The following is a 16198-nucleotide window of genomic DNA, read 5'->3' as shown; positions in this document are numbered from 1 at the left end:
GCCGCACTTCGATTGAGAACCATAAGCAAGACTACCCCAATGCATCGACCATATTGCACATAACCTCGACGTCCGACTGATTTCCGACCGCGTACGGAACTATGACAGGCAGGCTGACCCCGATATCCCGCCACTCTTCCAGCTTTTCGCGGCATCTTTCGGCGGGGCCGACGAGGGCGACGGCGTCCAGGAATTCATCCGACACAGCCCGGGCGAGGTCGACCCCGGCGTCTATGTTTTCGGTGACCTCCCCGAAGCCGCTGTTCTTCACGACACGCCTGTAAGCCGGGAACCTCGACGCATAGACGGAGAGCGTCCGCCTCGCGGCACTGCGCGCGGCTTCAATATCGTCCGAAATAAAGCAGGAGATACCGTGCGTAATGTCTATTTCAGAAGGGAAGCGCCCTGCCCTTTCGGCCCCTCTCCCCGCGGCGGCTATGAGCTTTTTCACGTGCTCTTTTGTCGCGAGGTAGGGGAAAATGCCGTCGGCTACCTCCCCCGCGAGCTCGGCCGCCTTCTCGGTAAGGACAGCCGTGTACACAGGCAGGTATGGAAGCTCCCTCTTTACCGTGAGCACGGGGGATTTCAAATCGGCGTAGGACCTGACTTCCGTCACGTACCTTCGCATGTCGTCGAGCGGGTCCCCGGTTTCTATACCGAAGCGGCCGGTGACGACCGGCTTGTGGCTCACGCCGAGGCCGAGCACCATCCTCCCCCCGGAGACTTCCTGGACCGTGAGCGCTTCGGCCGTGCACATTATGGACTGGCGCATGTAGATGCTCGTAATCCATGTGCCGACCTTTATTCTGGAAGTCGCCTCGGCGAATACCTGTGCGCTGGCTATCGCGCTGAAGAGCGGCACCTCCGGCGAGAAAATAGCTTCGAATCCCCCGGCCTCGGCCTCGCGGGCGAGGACGCGCAGCTCCTCCACGCCGGAGCCCCTTACGGGCGACACCGTGGCTATACGATTCGTAGATGAATTTGCGGTCATGTCCGTTATCCCCCTGTCGGTTATGTCCAGTTTTAATCTTCGTCTTCAGCCCTGAATATCCTCTCGTAGGACGTGTATGGCGCGACCGGCATTATGTCAGTTATGGACAGATATCCCTCTCTCGCGAGCGGAAGCCCGGCGAGCATTTTTTCAACATAATCGAGGCTGTCGGCTTCGAGAAGGAGCACGACGCCCCTTACGTCGAGACGGTGATGCACGGAGCGGAGAAAGCCCGATTTATGAAGCCCCCAGACATAGCGCGCCTCCTCGTGGACGAGGGAAGGATTCTCCTCGTACTTTATCCTGTCCGACAATTCTCCGATTGCGAAGTATTGCATGGTTTCTCCTCCCTGCCTGATTTTTACTCCTCAGGGCCGAGCGTCAGGAGCCGGAATCCCCGGCTTCCGTCCCGCTTTCGCACGGCACTATCAGTCTGTACGCTTCCCTGCTGAGGCGCATCATGAATCCGGGGTCGTTGAACGTCTTTCCGAGTAGAGCGAGGCCCTCGAGGTATGCGATTATGGAACGGGCGGAAGCCTCGGCGTCCGTATCCGGAGGCAGATCTCCGGCTGCGACCGAGCGCCTGAGCGCCGCCTCGAAATGCCCTATCCAGCCGAGGAAAATCCGCTCGAGCCTGAGACGTATCGCCTCGTCCTGGGTGCTGAGCTCGACCGCGAGGTTCCCGAGCTTGCAGCCGCGCATGAATCCTTCGGACTCCTTCTCGCGTGAGTAATAATCATAGAATGCCGATGAAAGGCGGTCGAGCTTTTCACGGGCTGTGAGGTCCGGGCCAAGGGCAGGCTCGATAAAATCGTGAAGGTAGACATCCCAGATGGCGTCTATCGCGGCAAGAGTCAGGTCCCGCTTGGATGGGAAGTAGTGGTAGAAACTGCCCTTCGTCACTCCGGCGCTGTCGCAAAGCTCCTGCACGCCGACAGCCGAGTAGCTGCGCGAGCTCAGGAGCTCGATCGCCCTCGTGATGAGTTTTTCCCTCACGCCGCCAGACTCTCTCGTCACTTCGCAGACCCCCCTTTTTTTACCGGCACGGGCAGACTTTATTTAACATACCGACCGGTCGGTATAATAATAGCACCAGGGACTATGTTGTCAAGGATATAAAGCCGAAAAGACAGATGGCGCAACGAGGCCGGAATACGGGAAGAATAGAAAAAAAGCCGTCCGGACAAGACATTACGCTTGAAATTTCACCTTCCGGGTTATTTTCTAAGGACGCCGGCGTCGGCGCATACTGCCCAGGCCCGGGCTCTTATCTCGCCCGGGTTCCGGTTAAGGTTGGTGCACTCGACAAGCCACGCGCCTTCGTCCGGGCGGGGGGCGTTTATGGTGAGGGCCGCGCTCCCCAGCGTGTTGAGATAACCCGTGCACTCCCCTCCCCCGCCGATGAGACTCTTCCCGGAAGGGCACGTGCTCTTTACCGAAATGCTCTTGCCCGTGGCGGCGGACACGATTTCGGATTCATTGGGGACGAAAGTGACCCCGTCCTCCGCCCTGGCGATGTGAGTCGAGACGCCCGAAAAGTAGAGCGCGGCGGCTATGAAAGCCGCTGTGAGAAAACGATTATTCATGAAAAACCTCCTTATTCTTTAATACCGCTTAATAATCTATCACATAATAGACGGGGAGAGGGCATTAAAACCCGTGCGATCCGGTGAGGGACAATCGACGGCCGTTTCGATGAAAACCGTTCTTTCGGAAACCGTGCGGGTGTATAATCAAGCCTCATGTTTACCGGGACTAAAACGACCCGTCTCCTTCATACGGCGCTGGCCGCCCTTCTTCTTGCCGTCGTCCTGTCATCCGGGACCATGGCGCAGGAAAGCGGGGGAGAGGGAGGAAGCGAGGAAACGCAGGCCGCCCCCGGGGGCGGCGGGGCGCCGGTCGTAATAGAAGAAGAGCCTTACGAATACTACTACTGGCCGGACGAGGACCTCGACAACTTCGGACTCTCTTCCATGGGCCGGGGAACGACCATGGGCAAAACCCCGGAAAGGAAAAGCAATCTCGAAGCCAACCCGGTCAAGCCCGGGCCCACCCCCGCGCCCGAGGACGAAGAGGAAGTTCCCCCCGGCGAATCCCCCGGCGCCGGTACGGCCGCGGAGCCCGATGCCGGGAGACAAACGGGCGCTTCCGGCGCCGCCTTCTATAAATGGGTGGATGATAAAGGCGAGCTTTACATCACGAACAACATAGGCGAAGTGCCCCTCGAATACCAGCGGCAAATCTACCGGCAGGAAACCCGGGCCGGAGAATAAAAAGAACCGCCACCCCCCTCGGCTTTGCATTGCACGCTGGATTGTATAAAATCAATCCGCGAATAAAAGGGATTCGCTCCCGGGCTCGATCCCAGGCCGGAAAATGGGCAGTCCAGCGCGCAGCCTGTCGGGCCGCGTAAAAAAATTCACCTAAAACGGATACTCATCATGCGACAGAAAAGATTCTTCATACTGGCAGGGTTCTCGCTCCTGGCCGTAACTGCCTTCGCCGCCTATGCCTACGCGTCTTCCTCTCCATCGGACGCCCTCGCCTTTCCGCCCCCTCTCGAAAGCTATAACGATTCCGGTCTGGGCAGTGTTTCGGCGATATTGATCGATCGTATAAAGCAGGAGCCCTTCAACCTCGTAGTAACCCTGATCTTTTTATTCGCCATCTTACATACGTTCATGGCGAGTAAATTCATGAACGTCTCCCACAGGCTGGAACACGAGCACGAGGAGAAAATCAAAAGAGGCGAAGCTCCGAGGGACTCGACGAGCATTCCGGCCAACGCACTCCACTTTCTCGGTGAAGTCGAGGTCGTGTTCGGGCTCTGGACGGTCGTCCTGTGCGGCGTGATAACGGCTAAATTCGGCTGGCCCACATTCGTCGGCTACATCACGCACAACGTGAATTTCACGGAGCCGGCGTTTGTGGTGGTCATAATGACGCTCGCGGCCACGAGGCCCATACTGAAGCTCGCCGAAGGCGCTATGTGGAAGGTCGCAAAGCTCTTCGGGGGCACCATGGCCTCGCTCTGGCTGACGATACTTACGATCGGCCCCCTCCTCGGCTCGTTCATAACGGAGCCCGCCGCCATAACCATTTCGGCGCTCGTCCTTTCAGAGAAATTTTATTCGCTCAATCCCAGCAGCAGGCTCAAGTACGCAACCCTCGGGCTGCTCTTCGTAAACATCTCCGTCGGCGGCACGCTGACCCACTTCGCCGCCCCGCCGGTCCTCATGGTGTCCGCGCCCTGGAACTGGGGGACCGACTTCATGCTCATGCACTTCGGCTGGAAGGCGTTCACCGGCATCGTCATCGCAAACGGCCTCTATTTCCTCTATTTCCGGAAAGAGCTCGCGCGGCTCCAGAAAGAATTCGCGCTCCAGAGCCTCATGGACCAGATCGAAAACAAATACGTCCCGAAGTACCTCGTAGAATCCGAGTTCGAAAAAATTAAAGACTCCGTCAAGACCGAATCGGGTTACGTAGAGTCCATAAGCGAAAAGACGAGCCAGCTCCTGGCCGTCGTACAGAAAAAAATGGAAGCGGACGTCCTGCCGAAGCTCAAGGCCGAGGGAATAAGCGAGAGTCTCATACACCAGGCGTTCGAGAAGCGCCTCGAGCAGGTAAGGCTCGGCAAAATGAGAAGGCTCCTTCCGGGGCTTCTGCCCGAAGACGAACGCCCGGAATACAGGGACCCCGACTGGGACGACCGCGAAGACCCGGTCCCGCTCTGGGTTACGGTAGTGCACCTCTTATTCATGGGATGGACCATCGTCAATTCCCACAACACGCCCCTTTTCATGCTCGGGCTCCTGTTCTTCCTCGGCTTCGCGCAGATAAGCGCTCCCTATCAAAACAGGATCAACCTCCAGTCCCCTATACTCGTGGGCTTCTTCCTGGCGGGTCTCGTGATCCACGGCGGCCTTCAGGGGTGGTGGATAGCCCCCGTGCTCGGGAGCCTCGGCGAGGTGCCGCTCATCCTGACGGCGACCGTGCTCACGGCCTTTAACGATAACGCGGCCATTACATATCTCAGCACACTGGTGCCGGATTTCACCGACGGGCTCAAGTACGCCGTCGTCGCCGGCGCGGTTACGGGGGGCGGCCTTACGGTTATCGCCAACGCGCCCAACCCCGCCGGTCAGGCGATACTGAGGAAGCACTTCGGCGTCGCCGTATCGCCCCTGGGGCTCTTCCTGGCTGCGCTCCTGCCGACCATTATCATGCTCTGCTGCTTCCTGTTCCTCGGTTAGGCCGCGGCGTAACAGCCGGGGGGCCGGCTCCCGTCTCCCGGTAACGCAGCCGGACTATCCGAGAGACGGCTGTGGCTCAGCCGAATAAAAGTGCGAGAATATTTGGAATGCCCGAAAAGGCAAGGCGGCCGCGAGCTGCTATCTCGCCCACCTTCTCCTTTCGGGGACGGCGAGTATCGGGCAGGTGCTCGTCCTCAGAACCTGCTCCGTCGTATTCCCCCTCAGCGCGTCGAGGAAGCCCAGGTGCCCCTGCGTGCCCATGACTATGAGATCGGCGGGGATATCCGAGGCGACTTTGAGTATGGTCTCGACCGCGTTACCCTGAAGAGTGAGGTGATTCCATTCCCACGAATCCTTGTCGGGATGTTTAATCTCCGGAAGACGCGCAGGGTCGCCGACGTAAAGCAGCGTGAAGACACACGAGCCGTTACCGAGAAGGCTAGCGAACTTCATGGCGGCGTTGACCGCGAGGTGCGGGTCGGGCTCTACGTCTACCGGCACGAGTATGTTTTTGAGATTGATGCTCCCGTCGGCCACAGAAACGAATCCCTCGTTGGCCTTTTTAAGGAACAGCGTCATTCCGCCCGATTCCCTCGATACCCTCTCGGCGACGGATTTGCGTAAGAGCCTTTCGACGCCGCTCCTGCCGTGTGTGGCGATCACGGTGATATCCGAGGGATAAGACTTCAGGTAATTAAGAATGGAGCTCACGGGGTCGCTGTGTACCCCTATGACCTTGCTGTAGGAAAACCCCATTTTCTGTATGTCTTCCTCCGGGTTCTCGGCGGAAATCGTATTCCATTTAATGAGGGTGTCCCTTATCTTCGGGAATTCGGGGAGGACGTTCCGGTCCTTGTCGGGGGACACGTGGAACAGGTTCAGCCTGGCGTTCGCCACTAGGGCGATCTTGAGAGCGTGCGCGAAGGCGGCGTCGCTCTCGGGTGAAAAATCCGTCGGGTGAAACACGCTTCCGAGCAGGCTCGGCCTTCCCCCGGCCATGCGGCCGCCGTTCACAGCCGTGTCGTTCCTCGCCTCGAGGAGCGCCCTCAGCGTGCCGTAGGCCTCGTTTATCTCTTTTATCTTGGTCTCGGCGCGCTCTTTGAGCCTGTCGTTATTCTCGTACTTGTCCGGATGCCAGACCTGCACGAGATCCTTATAGGCGCTTTTTAGCTGTTCGTCCGAGAAATCGTTACCGAGATCGAAGAGATCAAGTAGCTTCCCGATATTTTTGTTGCTCATTCGGATAAGAGTATCAATTCAGAACGTTATACCCTCTGCCTCTCATGCAGTTGCGATATATTTGTTCGTATCCCTTTTCCGAATCATATACCCCTTTCGCTCCGCCCGCAAGACCCCCGATTACGGCGCCGTACGCGAGTCCCGAAACCGTGCTTCCGGCTATGGTTCCGAGCAGCGCACCGGTGCCCGTGCCGACTGCGCCCCCGATTACCGTATCCTTGGCCGTATCCTTCCAGCCGGGCGAGCTCTGCTGCGCTATCGCCTTACACTCGGCCTGGTCGCGGTAATAGGCGTCCTCGTTGCCCACGCTTCTCGGGTCGATGACGGGGCTGTAGGTTTTACATCCTGCAAGAAGCGTAACAACTGCCAGTAACAAGAATACTTTTTTCAATTTTTTGCCTCCCTTTCAGGTTTAAGAATGTACCGTATATCACTATAAATATAACTGTTAATTCCCGACTTCCCGAGCGGTTTCTACGAAATCGCCGCCAATAGGCTCGAGGAGCCGATAACCGACGAGCGGCGTGTAGTCGCCGAGCTTGTAGTCCCTGACCGTAAGAACACACTCCGTCACTCCCTCCGCGGGGTAGCAGGAAAATGAAAGATTCGAGCCCGCCATGGTGGACGAATCGCCCTCCACTTCCACCGAGGGAATCAGGCCGAAGTTGTGAACGTCGAACCCGCCCTTGTCATTTTTCGACGCGCGGAAAAGGCCTACGAACTCTCCCTCCTCCGTGGTGCGGGGCTCGGCACCGTCCTCTTCGACGACCATATTCCTCGCTTCCTCGTATATGATGGGTTTTCCGCCTATGGAGCTAACCCTGTCGAGTATGTTTATGGTCACTTTCTGCACCTGTGCGCCGTCCCTGGTCTTCGTTATAACCGTGGTCGTGGTTATGTCAAAGCTCCCGTCGCTGGCGTTCATGGGCTGGCCGAAGGTCCTTGCCTTCGTGGCGGTGACGCCGTCCTCTTCGCTGGTCGAAACGAGCGTCTTTCCGGCGAGAAGGCTCGTGTAAAGCTGCCTGAACTCCGCCGTGGTGATGTCGCTTTCGGCCGCCGATGCAGCGCCGCCGAAAAGTATCGATGCCCCGAAAAGTATTAATACTGCGTATAAGATGCCGAGAGTCCTGAACATTTACGCCTCCTTGAGCTGAATTTATCCCCCCTCGTTCCGCTGAAAACCATTCTAACCCCAAACAAATTTCAATTCAAGTTGATGCGCGGGCGGCAATGACGCGCGGAGGGAAATCGCACGGAATGCAGGGCGCGAAACGCACGCTCACGGGTTTTGCGGGTATGAAAGGCGGGGAGCAAGTCCGTCAGGTTATGTATCCCGACTCCCTTAATTTCTGTATCACGAAGCCGATCATGACGTCCCTTCTGACGTAACCGAGAATGCGGGGGTCGCACGTATCCTTGACCACCGGAACCCATTTCAAGTCGCGGTCGTGCATGACTTCGGCGACGACTATGCTCGTATCCCCCGAGCTCGCGAGCACGGGGGCCTTGTTCATGAAGCTCGAGACGGGGGTCGTGGTCGCTACGCCGTCGTCCACCGCGCGGAATACGTCCGCATGCGTGATGATTCCCGACAGCTTCTCATCCCCGTCCACGATGCAGCAAAAATCCACGTCTCCCCCGAGGACGTCCACGGCCTTTTCGAATGTGTCGTCCGGGCCGAGAACAGCCGGCACCGGCCTCATGAACGTGCCCAACGGCTCCCTTTCGAGGATCTCGTAGGCCACGGGAAGACGCTGCCATATGTCGCTTCCGCGTTTCCTTACGGCCTCGCTCAGAAAATCCCTGAATGGCTTCAGCGTGCCGGATATCTGCTGGAAGACCTTCTTGCCCATAACGGTAAGCTCGACCCCCGTCTTCGCCCTTATGCCGGCCTTGTGGTCCCTGCCGTCGAGGAGCGCCATCTCCCCGAAGAAATTCCCCGGCCCGAGGACGGCGAGCACTATCTCCCGGCCCGTCTCGGGGGACTTCCTCAGCACCTCGACCTCCCCCGATTCGATTATGTAAAAGTCCGTCGCCGGATCGCCTTCCCTGAATATGTAATCGCCCGGCTGGAAGTGCGCACGCGAGACCCTGTCCGTCTTGTCGCCTTTCGGGTGAGCGAGGTCCCGCGAATAGAAGATCTCCCACGCCCAGTCGAAGCCGACCTTCAGCCTGTGCGAGATGCTCGGGAGCTTGAAGAGATATACGGAGCGCCAGAGAAACCACGCCATGAATCCCGAGATGTGCATACCCAGGAACTCGGCGACGGCGTTGTGCCCGCCGATGGCGCAGAGCTGCCCTAACGGCTTGAATTTAAACGGTTTCGTCTCCTCGCCCTTTATCACGCGGATTATATTCTCGGCCGCCTGCCTGCCCTCCCGCTCGGCGAACTGCCCCGTAGTCGGGCTCATGCCCTTGTCGTAGTCGTTCACGATAAGCGCGCAGTCGCCTATCGCCCAGACGTTCCCCATGCCCGAAACGCGCATGTCGGGCTCCGTTACCAGGCGCCCCTTTTCCTTGGGCACGTCGAGCATCTGCACCATCGGCGAAGGGGCGTTCCCAACGGTGCACACGATGGTCGCGCCGTTCACCCAAGCCCCGTCCGTCATGCCGACGCCTTCGGGGGTGACGCACGAAACACGGCGGTTCAGCATCACCTTAATCCCCGCTTTTTCCATCTCCATACGGGCGAAGTCCCTCAGCTTCGAGCTCACCTCCGGGAGAATCTGGTCGCGGGAATGTATGAGCGTTACCTTTATCTCTTCCTTGGGGATGTTCCTGTAGTATTTATAGGTCGAGCGGACGAGGTCGTTTATCTCCCCCGCAACCTCGACGCCGCTGAACCCGCCGCCTACTATCACGAACGACAGGTACCACTTCCTGAGATCGACGTTATCGCATATCTCGGCGTTCTCCATCTGCCTGAGCACGTGGTACCTGAGTGCGACGGCGTCGCCCACTGTCTTGAGCGGGAAGGAATGGTCGGCCATGCCCGGTATCATCGAGAGATTCACGTCCGAGCCGCAGGCTATCACGATGTGGTCGTAATGCATGAATCCCATGTGCCCGAGGTCGTCGACGAATTCGACGGAGCTCCTGTCGAGGTGAATCTTCGTGATGTCCTCGGTCCTGCAGTAAACCCCGGGGAGCATCTGTCGAAGCGAAACCGCAACCGGCTCGGGGCTTATCGACGCCCCCACGACCTCGGCCAGGAGCGGCTGGAAGACCATGTAATTCTCGCTGTTGAAGAGAACGACGTCCGCCTCGTGACGCTTGAGCTTTTTCCGGAGGGTCTCGGCGCACTTTACACCTGCGAATCCGCCGCCGATTATGAGTATCTGTTTTTTTACCATGTGACGAGAGCTCCGTCCTGAAAGTCTACGCGGGTGCGGTTAATTTTCCGTTAAGAATAACCCGGAAAAAGATAGCGGTGAAAGGCCGCAAAAATAAAACCGGCGGATACGTGAAACCGGGCGCCCGGGAGCCGCCCGCGGCTGTAAAGACCGGTTCTACGAGCGTACCTTCATCCCCGTCAGCCTGCCGAGGGTCCACCTGCCCGGGCCGGCGAGCGCGAGGAACCCGAAGGCAAGGAAATAAAGGAGCGCCTTTTCGGTATCGGCGAGCGAGTCGCCGCTCATGATCAAATGATGGACGGCGGCGGCGACGAGCATGTTTCCCGCCGCTATCACGGACGAGACGCGCGTGAAGAGGCCGAGAATAATAAGGAGCGGAAAGAGGGTCTCGGCGGAGATGGCAGCGTATCCCATGACCTCCGGGAGCGGATAGCCGCTGTTTTCGAGGTGCCCTATAAACTTAGACGGGTCCGAGAGCTTCTGCAGGCCGTGCCACGCTATCATCATAGCGCCCGAAATTACGCGGAGCAGCAAGAGTCCCAGGTCGTTCAGAAATCCCATTTATATCCCCTCCAGGTTAAGCCGTGGTGTGATTATTCGGCAATATCCAGTGTAACCGGCAGCTCGACGCCCGACCTCGCGCCGTCCTTTTCGGTAAATGCGATAAGCGTGTCGAGGTTTATCTGTGTCGTGCCGCTCCTCCTGAGCCTTTTTACGAGGAACGATATCTCGGTGTGATTTTCGCCTGGCCTCGGCGTTACCCTTATGTCCTCGACTACGAGCGAATCGCCGGGGACGGGATAAAGCGCGATGTCCGTAAGCTCGCGCCGCGCGTCGAGGAGAATATTCACCGAGGTCAGGTTCTTCGCGGTGCTCTCCGTATTCACCTCTATGTCGAACGGGTTACGGGGATCGAACTCCCCCATCGGGAGCCGCTTCTCCCATTCGGTAAAGAGAGGCGTATTGGCCGGTTCCGATTCGCCCGAGACTGGAAGCACAATTTCGAGCTCCGCCTTCCCGGGTATGCATATCTCCTTACAGCTCACCCACGACACGACGGCCTTCAGCGGAACATTCTCCTCCTCCGAAAGCCCTTCGGGGACCATGACGTTCGAATAGAGGAAGAGCGAATCCTCGTACCCGTAATCGACGACGTCCCCCGCGCCGACGAATACGACAGGGACGGGCCACCTCGGCTCGCCTGCGTGAAACCCCTCGGGGAGCGTATATTCCACCGACGTCGGAAGCCCCGAATCGCCCGAGTTCTTCCAGTAAACGTGCCAGCCGGGGGAGACGTTCAGCAGTACGCCGAGATTGAACGTCGAGCCGGGGGTGATCGACGTTACGTCGGCCGCCAGCTTGGCCTTCACGGTCTTGGGCGCGTTCCTGGCCCCGGCCGGGGCGGAGACTAAAGCAAAAAAAGCACACACTAAAAAAATTGCGGTTATCGGTTTATGTAATTTCATTCACGCCTCTCGGTTATATGCGGCCGGAACGAAAGCCCCTACCCGTACCATTTCTCCGGCGGCACCCTCACGGCCAGCACCTCGCCCTTTGCGCAGAGGACGCCGCCCGAATACACGCCGCACGTGACGACGCTCTTCCTGCCCTCCCTTCTTTCGACGCTGGCCCTGAGACTTACGGGGGCGTCGATAGGCGTGGGCTTGTAGTAATCGACCTTGAGCGAGCCCGTCACGTACCATATGAAGGGCTCCGAGTTGAGCGCCCTCCCCTCCTGCCTGTACGCGTCGGCTATGGCCGTGCATATGGAATGACAATCGACGACGGTGCAGATTATCCCGCCGTTAAGATAATTATCGGGGCCCGCCTTATGGTACGGTGACGGGATAAATTCCGAGACGGCCTCGGCCCCGGCCCAGCGGCTCTTTAAGTGAAGACCGTGCTCGTTCTCCCCGCCGCAGCCCCAGCACCTGTTCTTTTCCCAGTAATCCTGAAACGCTTTTTCACCCATGATTCCACATGCTCCGGTTAAATTATATCAAGCTTTACGGCATAAACCGAGAAATTTTAGTCATGGACGCCCAATATGGGGAACCCGGACGCGCCGTTTTATCTTTTCACGAGCGCGGGCTCGGCGCGGCCCTTTCGGATGCGGAAGGCCTTCATCTCCCCTTTAAGAAGTATCTCTTCCGGGTTGGTCGTCGTTATGAAAATCTGTCCGGGGAATCCCCCGAGCATGCCGAAGAGGAACTTCCTCCTCCGCTCGTCGAGCTCGCTCGTCACGTCGTCCAGGAGAAGCACGGGCGTCTTCCCGAGCGTCGCCTTTATGAGGTCTATCTCGGATGCCCTTAAAGCGAGGGCGAAATTCTTCGACTCCCCCTGGGACGCATAGACCGACGCGTCCCTCCCGTCTATGAAAAAGGAGAGATTATCCCTGTGCGGCCCGACGGTCGTGTGCCCGCGCGCACGGTCCCTGGCGAAGGACGCCCGAAGGCTCTCGGCGTACGCCGCCTCGACGTCGCCCCCGGCCGCGAATGACGCCGCGTACCTTAGCCCCGCCTCCGAACGGCTCCCCGAGCTGTCCGCGTATATCCTGGCGAGGAGCGGCGTCATCTTCTTCACGTACTCAAGCCTCCGGGATATGACCCGGCTACCCGTCTCGACGAGCTTCTCGTCCCATATCTCGAGGCTCTCCGGCGTGACGTTCCGCCCCTTGGAGAGTACGGCGTTACGCTGCACTAAAAACCTGTGGTACTTCCTGAGCTCTGCAAGGTGCGCGGGCTCGAGCGAGAATATGAGCGCGTCCAGGTACCGCCTCCTCGCCTGCGGGCTCCCCTTCACGAGCTCGATGTCCGACGGCAGGAACGCGACGACGTTATACCTCCCGAGGGCCTTCGAGGCATTGTATACGAGCTTTCCGTTCAGCTTTATAGTCCTCTTCTCGCCGCCGAGGACGATGTGCACCTCGTCGAGCCCGGCCGGCGATTCTATCTCGCCCTTTATCCTCGCTTCGGAGGCCCCGATGGTGATAAGCTCCTCGTGCCTGACCTGCCTGAACGGCCGGAAAGCCAGGAGGAAATGGACGGCTTCCAGAAGGTTCGTTTTCCCCTGGGCATTCTCGCCGTATATGAGGTTGACCCTGTCGTGGAAAGCGAAATTCTCCGCCGCGTAAGACCTGAAGTTTCTTAGGGTTAGGGAGCGCAGCTTCACTGGTGTTTCATTGCGTAGGATTTGAGAGATTATAATAAATGCAGCATCTTAATTCAAACGGCCGTTAGGGACCCAAAATTTTCTTGACCGTAAAAATCGCGAGCGGTAATATCTTTATTGGGATTAGCCATGATATCGTTCAGGATTTGCGAGCTGCCGAGAAAGGACTCCGGCAAGGGCCTCGCGCGTATAAAACCGGTCGACATGAAGGAATTGGGGGTAAGCGCGTGGGACCTCGTCGAGATAGGCGGGAAGAGAAAGACTGTGGTGCGCGTCGCGCCGCTGGACAAGAGCGCGTCCGGGCAGTCCGTCATCGAAATCGACGACACCACGCGTGAAAACGCCCGCGTCGAGCTCGACGATCACGTCTTCGTGAAGAAAGTAGGCACCAAGTCCGCGACGAAGGTCGTCCTTTCGCCGCGCAACACGGACATGCTCTATAACGGCAACGAGAACAAGTACCTTCTCGAAAGGCTCGACGGCTATCCGATAACGGTCGGCGACAGGATACGGGTGAAGCTCCCGACAACGGGGCTCGAGGACTTCCAGGTCCTGGGAGTCATCCCATCCGACTCGGTCGTCATAAGGGGCTCCACACGCCTCGACATACGAAAGAAACCCAAAACCAAGTTCGACAGCTCGCGCGTCAGCTTCCAGGACGTGGGCGGCCTCAGGGAGCAGATAGCCAAGGTGAGGGAGATAGTCGAGCTCCCGCTCAAGTACCCGCAGCTATTCGAAAAACTCGGCATAGACCCGCCGAGAGGCGTCCTGCTCGTCGGCCCTCCGGGGAGCGGGAAAACCCTCCTCGCCAAGGCCGTGGCCCATGAAACGAACGCTAACTTCCAGGTCATAAACGGCCCCGAAATAATGCACAAGTTCTACGGCGAAAGCGAGGCCCGGCTCCGCGACATATTCGAAATCGCCTCGCGGAACCAGCCGTCGATAATCTTCCTCGACGAGCTCGACGCCATCGCCCCCAAGAGGGACAAGGTCTCGGGCGACGTCGAAAAACGCATCGTGGCCCAGCTACTGTCCCTCATGGACGGGCTCAAGCACAGGGGCAACGTCGTCGTCATAGGCGCGACGAACCTCCCCTCCGCGCTCGACCCGGCGCTCCGGAGGCCGGGCCGCTTCGACAGGGAGGTCAGCCTCGACGTCCCCGACCGTAACGGCCGGGCGCAGATATTAGACATACACACGCGCGGGATGCCGCTCGACGACGACATTGAGCTCGAACGGCTGGCCGACATGACGCACGGCTTCGTCGGCGCCGACATCGAAAACCTCTGCCGCGAGGCGGCGATGAAATCGCTCCGGAAGTCGCTGTCCGAATTCGAGGACGCCGACGACGGCTACCTCCTCCAGAACGGCGAGATAACACCCGTCAAGGTCTGCATGGGCGATTTCATGGACGCGCTAAAGGAAGTCGAGCCCTCCGCGATAAGAGAGATTTTCGTCGAGATATCCAAGATTACGTGGGATGACATAGGCGGCCTCAAGGACATAAAGGAAAAGCTCGTCGAGGCCGTGATATGGCCCTTCATTCACAAGGACCTCTTCGAGATAACGGACACCAAGGCCCCCAAGGGCATACTCCTCTGCGGGCCTCCCGGCACGGGTAAGACGCTTCTCGCCAAGGCCCTCGCCAACCAGAGCGGGGCCAACTTCATATCCGTAAAGGGGGCGGAGCTCCTCTCTAAATACGTCGGTGAGTCCGAGCGCGCCGTGAGGGAAGTGTTCAAGAAGGCAAAGCAGGTCGCGCCCTGCATAGTCTTCTTCGACGAGATAGACGCCCTCGCTCCGCCGCGTAAGGAATCCGACGGGACCCGCGTCTCAGAGCGCGTCGTAAGCCAGCTCCTCACCGAAATGGACGGCGTCGAGGACCTCCGTGAGGTCCTCATACTCGGCGCGACGAACCGCGTCGACATGGTCGACCCGGCGATACTCAGGTCCGGGAGGTTCGACCTCATCCTGAATATCCCCTACCCGAGCGAGGAAGAGCTCTACGAAATACTCAAAATCCACACGCGCGGAAAACCGATTTCCAAGGACGCGGGCCTCAAAGAGCTCGCCTTAAGGGCGGCCGGGCTCTCCGGCGCGGATGTAGAGCTCCTCTGCCAGCGCGCCTCCATCATCGCAATAAGAGAGCACCTCAAGAACCGGAAGAAAAAGCTCAGGATAACCGAGAAACATTTCGCCGAGGCCCTCGACGAGATAAAGAGCAAGATCATCGCCAACGTCGAATTCAAGAGCGAGCCGCCGGAAAGGTTAAGTGTCTGAAAACTCCGCCCTGCTGTACGTCTTCGCTTTCATATTCGGCTCCGTCGTCGGCAGCTTCCTGAACGTCTGCATCTACAGGCTCCCGCGGGAAGAATCCATCGTCTTCCCCCCTTCCCGCTGCCCCTCCTGCGGAAAGGCCATAAGGTTCTACCACAACATCCCCATATTCGGATACCTGGCCCTCCGCGGTAAATGCGCAGACTGCGGCTCCCGTATCTCGCCCGTCTATCCGCTCGTCGAGGCTCTGGCCGGTGTCATGGCCGCCGCGGTGCTCTGGAAATTCGGGCTCTCGATGGACGCCGGCTTCTACCTCGCGCTCATTTACGCGCTCATAGTTATAACGTTCGTAGACCTCGAGCACATGATCATCCCGAACGTGATTACTATCCCCGGCATACTCGTCGGGCTTATCTTCGGCGCTCTCTCGACCGACTGGGGCGCGAGCCGGGCGCTCATGGAGAGGGTCGGCTACGACCTCGGCGGCTTCCTTATCCTCCTTAACGAAGTGCCGTTCCTCGATTCCGTCTTCGGGCTTTTGATCGGCGGCGGCGTCCTGTACATAATAGCCTTCCTCTACGTCGCACTGAGAAAGAGGGAAGGCATGGGCATGGGCGACGTCAAGCTACTCGCGATGCTGGGTGCGTTCCTCGGATGGGAAGGCGTCGTCTTCATAATGCTCGTAAGCTCCGTCCTCGGGACGGCAGCGGGGCTTCTCGTCATATTCCGTAAGAAAGGCGACCTCAAATACGCCCTCCCCTTCGGGCCATTTCTCTCCATAGCCGCCGTGATATACATATTCACCGGCGGCTTCCGCGCTTTGACATAACTGGCAATCCCGCGCGAACAGACCTAAACTTATGAAAACCCATTCCGCCGGCGCGCCGTCTCCCCCGCGCTCCGCGGGCAAG

Annotated in this window: 16 protein-coding genes; 4 read left to right on the top strand and 12 right to left on the bottom strand. The window is 58.6% G+C overall.

Annotation, left to right across the window (positions count from 1 at the left end):
* Positions 1-31: 31 nt before the first annotated feature.
* The 4 genes from PKC29_01875 to PKC29_01860 all read right to left on the bottom strand — a co-directional run bounded on the left by PKC29_01875 (position 32) and on the right by PKC29_01860 (position 2577).
* The gene (locus PKC29_01875) at positions 32-991 is read right to left on the bottom strand and encodes an LLM class flavin-dependent oxidoreductase (GenBank protein ID HML94157.1); all 960 of its coding nucleotides are present in this window, start codon (positions 989-991) and stop codon (positions 32-34) included.
* 32 nt (positions 992-1023) lie between these two features.
* Positions 1024-1329 carry a superoxide dismutase gene (locus PKC29_01870; protein HML94156.1) on the bottom strand — a complete coding sequence of 102 codons (306 nt, stop codon included), beginning with the start codon at positions 1327-1329 and terminating at the stop codon, positions 1024-1026.
* A gap of 43 nt (positions 1330-1372) precedes the next feature.
* Complete coding sequence (locus tag PKC29_01865) at positions 1373-2008, bottom strand: TetR/AcrR family transcriptional regulator (protein ID HML94155.1); 636 nt, start codon at positions 2006-2008, stop codon at positions 1373-1375.
* A 200-nt stretch (positions 2009-2208) separates the two neighbouring features.
* The gene (locus tag PKC29_01860; GenBank protein HML94154.1) at positions 2209-2577 is read right to left on the bottom strand and encodes a hypothetical protein; all 369 of its coding nucleotides are present in this window, start codon (positions 2575-2577) and stop codon (positions 2209-2211) included.
* Positions 2578-2733: 156 nt separating this feature from the next.
* Here PKC29_01860 and PKC29_01855 point away from each other — a divergent pair, with 156 nt between their 5' ends.
* On the top strand, positions 2734-3264 hold the full coding sequence (locus PKC29_01855; GenBank protein ID HML94153.1) for a hypothetical protein: 531 nt from the start codon (positions 2734-2736) through the stop codon (positions 3262-3264).
* A 168-nt stretch (positions 3265-3432) separates the two neighbouring features.
* Positions 3433-5247, top strand: a complete 1815-nt coding sequence (locus tag PKC29_01850) for a putative Na+/H+ antiporter (protein ID HML94152.1) — start codon at positions 3433-3435, stop codon at positions 5245-5247.
* Between the two features lie 138 nt (positions 5248-5385).
* On the opposite strand, the gene PKC29_01845 is transcribed toward PKC29_01850, so the two are convergent.
* From PKC29_01845 to recF, 8 genes are all read right to left on the bottom strand, one after another.
* Complete coding sequence (locus PKC29_01845) at positions 5386-6486, bottom strand: universal stress protein (protein ID HML94151.1); 1101 nt, start codon at positions 6484-6486, stop codon at positions 5386-5388.
* Between the two features lie 13 nt (positions 6487-6499).
* Positions 6500-6877 (bottom strand): glycine zipper domain-containing protein, encoded by a 378-nt coding sequence (locus tag PKC29_01840; protein ID HML94150.1) that lies wholly within the window; start codon positions 6875-6877, stop codon positions 6500-6502.
* Between the two features lie 57 nt (positions 6878-6934).
* Positions 6935-7621, bottom strand: coding sequence for a hypothetical protein (locus PKC29_01835; protein HML94149.1), 687 nt, complete (start codon positions 7619-7621; stop codon positions 6935-6937).
* Between the two features lie 184 nt (positions 7622-7805).
* Positions 7806-9839 carry an FAD-dependent oxidoreductase gene (locus PKC29_01830; GenBank protein ID HML94148.1) on the bottom strand — a complete coding sequence of 678 codons (2034 nt, stop codon included), beginning with the start codon at positions 9837-9839 and terminating at the stop codon, positions 7806-7808.
* A 156-nt stretch (positions 9840-9995) separates the two neighbouring features.
* Complete coding sequence (locus PKC29_01825) at positions 9996-10400, bottom strand: DoxX family protein (GenBank protein HML94147.1); 405 nt, start codon at positions 10398-10400, stop codon at positions 9996-9998.
* Between the two features lie 32 nt (positions 10401-10432).
* A complete protein-coding gene (locus PKC29_01820; GenBank protein HML94146.1) occupies positions 10433-11305 on the bottom strand; it encodes a protein-disulfide reductase DsbD family protein in 873 nt (290 codons plus the stop codon).
* 38 nt (positions 11306-11343) lie between these two features.
* Positions 11344-11811 (bottom strand): PaaI family thioesterase, encoded by a 468-nt coding sequence (locus PKC29_01815; protein ID HML94145.1) that lies wholly within the window; start codon positions 11809-11811, stop codon positions 11344-11346.
* Positions 11812-11909: 98 nt separating this feature from the next.
* Positions 11910-13010, bottom strand: coding sequence for a DNA replication/repair protein RecF (recF, locus tag PKC29_01810; GenBank protein HML94144.1), 1101 nt, complete (start codon positions 13008-13010; stop codon positions 11910-11912).
* Positions 13011-13127: 117 nt separating this feature from the next.
* Between recF and PKC29_01805 the strand changes: the two genes are divergently transcribed.
* Positions 13128-15290 (top strand): CDC48 family AAA ATPase, encoded by a 2163-nt coding sequence (locus PKC29_01805; GenBank protein HML94143.1) that lies wholly within the window; start codon positions 13128-13130, stop codon positions 15288-15290.
* Positions 15283-16116, top strand: a complete 834-nt coding sequence (locus PKC29_01800; GenBank protein ID HML94142.1) for a prepilin peptidase — start codon at positions 15283-15285, stop codon at positions 16114-16116. The genes PKC29_01805 and PKC29_01800 overlap by 8 nt, the downstream gene beginning before the upstream one ends.
* Positions 16117-16198 lie beyond the last annotated feature (82 nt).

This window comes from Thermodesulfobacteriota bacterium (assembly GCA_035325995.1).
Classification (GTDB): domain Bacteria; phylum Desulfobacterota_D; class UBA1144; order Nemesobacterales; family UBA2774; genus JADLGH01.
This window is presented reverse-complemented; position numbering and strand designations above follow the sequence as displayed.

What these genes read in the sequence shown, in the direction of transcription:
- PKC29_01845 (HML94151.1), bottom strand. Translation starts at nt 6,486, where the DNA reads ATGAGCAACAAAAATATCGGGAAGCTACTTGATCTCTTCGATCTCGGT.
- PKC29_01870 (HML94156.1), bottom strand. Translation starts at nt 1,329, where the DNA reads ATGCAATACTTCGCAATCGGAGAATTGTCGGACAGGATAAAGTACGAG.
- PKC29_01835 (HML94149.1), bottom strand. Translation starts at nt 7,621, where the DNA reads ATGTTCAGGACTCTCGGCATCTTATACGCAGTATTAATACTTTTCGGG.
- PKC29_01850 (HML94152.1), top strand. Translation starts at nt 3,433, where the DNA reads ATGCGACAGAAAAGATTCTTCATACTGGCAGGGTTCTCGCTCCTGGCC.
- PKC29_01815 (HML94145.1), bottom strand. Translation starts at nt 11,811, where the DNA reads ATGGGTGAAAAAGCGTTTCAGGATTACTGGGAAAAGAACAGGTGCTGG.
- PKC29_01830 (HML94148.1), bottom strand. Translation starts at nt 9,839, where the DNA reads ATGGTAAAAAAACAGATACTCATAATCGGCGGCGGATTCGCAGGTGTA.
- PKC29_01860 (HML94154.1), bottom strand. Translation starts at nt 2,577, where the DNA reads ATGAATAATCGTTTTCTCACAGCGGCTTTCATAGCCGCCGCGCTCTAC.
- PKC29_01875 (HML94157.1), bottom strand. Translation starts at nt 991, where the DNA reads ATGACCGCAAATTCATCTACGAATCGTATAGCCACGGTGTCGCCCGTA.
- PKC29_01825 (HML94147.1), bottom strand. Translation starts at nt 10,400, where the DNA reads ATGGGATTTCTGAACGACCTGGGACTCTTGCTGCTCCGCGTAATTTCG.
- PKC29_01855 (HML94153.1), top strand. Translation starts at nt 2,734, where the DNA reads ATGTTTACCGGGACTAAAACGACCCGTCTCCTTCATACGGCGCTGGCC.
- PKC29_01820 (HML94146.1), bottom strand. Translation starts at nt 11,305, where the DNA reads ATGAAATTACATAAACCGATAACCGCAATTTTTTTAGTGTGTGCTTTT.